The organism is Hydrogenivirga sp. (assembly GCF_056450045.1).
Map to the genome: position 1 here is coordinate 1 of NZ_JBWONM010000095.1, position 2581 is coordinate 2581.

Consider the following 2581-nt stretch of genomic DNA (forward strand, 5'->3'; position numbering starts at 1 on the left):
TCGGGCTTATGTGATGACTTTTGAGCTTCTGAAAGAGTTTCCTTCCTCCGAACACTACCTTTTTAGGGTTCTGTCCCCTCTCCTTGCAGGAAGAGAGAACACCTTTAGCTTTGCTGATTGCATCGTCCGCATACCTTGAGTTTATCCCGAAAACCTTCTGAAGCTCTTTCTTTATCTCATTCTTATCCTTCCCTTCAAGAAGCCTTTTGTAGGCATACCTCTTTGCTGAGGAAAACCTCTTCATCAGGTAAAGGACCTTCTCTTTGTCCTCTCTGCCTTCAAACACAAGCCTGCACCTTAGGGTTATCACGTTTCTTCCCTCCACGAAAACCATAAACCCTTGCTGCAAAGGAAGTAACTATTGCTATTAAATCCTCCGCAAGTTCCTTAGTTCTATCTTCTTCGTTCTCTCCTCCGTTCAGGACTATAAGCTCCACACCAAAGCTTTCAAAGAAAAACTTGAGATACTCATAACCAAACCTTGCAAGTCTGTCAGGATACTCAATTATCACCTTTTCAACTTCCCCTCTCTTGACTTTGTTCAAAAGCTTTCTCAGTCCCCTTCTGTTTTCGTTTACTCCGCTTGCTATTTCAGAGATAACTTCGTAGCTCCATCCTTTAGACTTCGCAAACTCCCCCAGCCTTGCTATTTGATTTCTGAGATATTCCTCCTGCTTTTTTGTAGATACACGAGCATAGAGAACCACCTTTGGTTTGGGTTTTTCCTCAAGCATTCCGAGGAGTTTCTCTATGTCTTCTTTTTTGTATCTTCTCTTACCTCCAGGAGTTTTAACGGGTTTAAGCAACCCTTTCTTTTCCCAGTTTAAAAGAGTGTTTCTATGGATACCGTAAAGCTCTTTTATCTTTTGTGCTGTTAGCAACATCAATAGTAAATATATAACAAATGAGCGGTTTTGTCTATGCATGCTTAACTGTTGTAAACCTCCCGTTCTGTACGAGGCTGTCGCTAAGGTTCTTGTCTTTGTTCAGGAGGCTCGGAAGAGGTCTTCTCAACGATGAGCCTCAAACCTTTCAAGCCTACCACCCTTACCGTATCCCCCTTCCTTATCTCATCAGAGCTCACCGCATCCCATATCTCTCCATGGACGAGAACCTTCCCCCTTCCCTTCTTGAAGTTGGTTATAGCCTCCCCCTCCTCTCCTATCATCCCCTCCGCCCCTGTGAGCTTCTTCCTCTTCTGAGCTTTCAGACCGAGCCTTCCGGCTACCAAAAAGAAAAGAGCACTTGCAAGGACCACCGTCGCTATAACTGACTTGGGTATCTCTCCGTAGGGTGAGTCGGGACCTATCAGGAAGAGGGAGCCCAGAGCCAAGGATATTATTCCCCCAACTGCCAGGGCACCGAAGGTAGGCGTTATCAGCTCCAGCACAAAGAGGAGTATCCCAAGGAGTATGAGAAGGAGGGCAAGCCAGTTCATTGATATCAGGGAAAGCCCGTAGAGACCGAGGAGGAGGCATATGGCACCCACAACGCCCGGCACTACCGCTCCCGGATTGTAGAGCTCAAAGAATATCCCGTAAAAGCCGAGCATCAGTAGGAGGTAGGCGACTGTCGGGTTAGTTATCACCTTCAGAAACTGCTCCTTGAAGCTCTCCTCTACGACAACCACCTCAAACCCCTTGGTCCTAACCTCAATGCTCCTTCCGAACTTCCTCACCTTTCTTCCATCAATCCTTTCAAGGAGCTCAGCTCTGCTGACAGCTATCAGGTCTATCACACCCTCCCTCAGAGCCTCCTCTGCCGAAAGGGACAGGCTCTCCGAGACCATCTTCTCCACAACCTTTACGTTCCTCCCCTTCTCCTTGGCTATGCTCCTGACGAAGGCGAGCATATCCTGGAGTATCTTTTCCTTCATGACATCCTTCTCATCCTTCTTCTCCTTTCCCTGACCCGGAGTCCCTATCTGGACTGGATGGGCTGCACCTATGTTGGTGCCCGGAGCCATCGCTGCTATGTCTGCGGCTATGGTTATTATCGCCCCCGCCGAAGCTGCCCTCCCGCCCGGTGGATAGACGTAAACCACAACGGGCAGAGGGCTTCTCTGGAACCTCTGGACTATCCTCCTCATGGATTCGGCGAGCCCTCCGGGGGTGTTTAGTTCAAGCACGAAGACCTTTCCCCCTTCACTCTCAGCCTTCGTTAGTGCTCTGTCTATGTAGTCCGCTGTAGTGGGCGTTATCGCACCGTCCCACTTGGCTATGAAGACCTTCGGATAGGCAAAACCTAAGCTCACAAAGAGGAGGAGAACAATCCAAACCACCTTACCCTAATTATAATTTTTGAGCGATGGAACTTCACGTCAGAGAGATGAAGGAGGAGGACCTCCCCGTAGTTTACGAGATAAACAGGAGGTCCTTTACTACCGATGCCTGGAGCAGGGAATCCCTTAAGAGGGAGTTCAGGCTCCCTTACTCCCTCAGGTTTGTCCTTGAACTGGAGGGCAGGGTGGTAGGGTACAGCATCCTCTGGCTTATAAAGGAGGAAGCCTTCCTGATGACCTTTGCCATAGACCCGGACTACAGGAACAGGGGTCTGGGCAGGTATCTCCTCTCCGAGATAG

3 protein-coding genes and 1 pseudogene are annotated in these 2581 nt (G+C 49.0%); 1 reads left to right on the plus strand and 3 read right to left on the minus strand.

Going from position 1 to position 2581, the window contains the following annotated elements; all coding sequences use genetic code 11:
* The 3 genes and pseudogenes from AC1HCM_RS04055 to AC1HCM_RS04065 form a co-directional block, all read right to left on the minus strand.
* A pseudogene (locus AC1HCM_RS04055) lies at positions 1 to 310 on the minus strand (IS200/IS605 family accessory protein TnpB-related protein); the annotation flags it as partial.
* Entirely contained in the window at positions 279 to 884 is a 606-nt protein-coding gene (locus AC1HCM_RS04060; protein WP_479460500.1) for an IS607 family transposase, read from the minus strand. The gene AC1HCM_RS04060 and the pseudogene AC1HCM_RS04055, both read right to left, overlap by 32 nt.
* Positions 885 to 967: 83 nt before the next feature.
* Positions 968 to 2281, minus strand: coding sequence for an NfeD family protein (locus AC1HCM_RS04065; RefSeq protein WP_479460501.1), 1314 nt, complete (start codon positions 2279 to 2281; stop codon positions 968 to 970).
* 26 nt (positions 2282 to 2307) lie between these two features.
* Between AC1HCM_RS04065 and AC1HCM_RS04070 the strand changes: the two genes are divergently transcribed.
* On the plus strand, positions 2308 to 2581 hold a 274-nt coding region (locus AC1HCM_RS04070), incomplete at its 3' end, for a GNAT family N-acetyltransferase (RefSeq protein ID WP_479460502.1).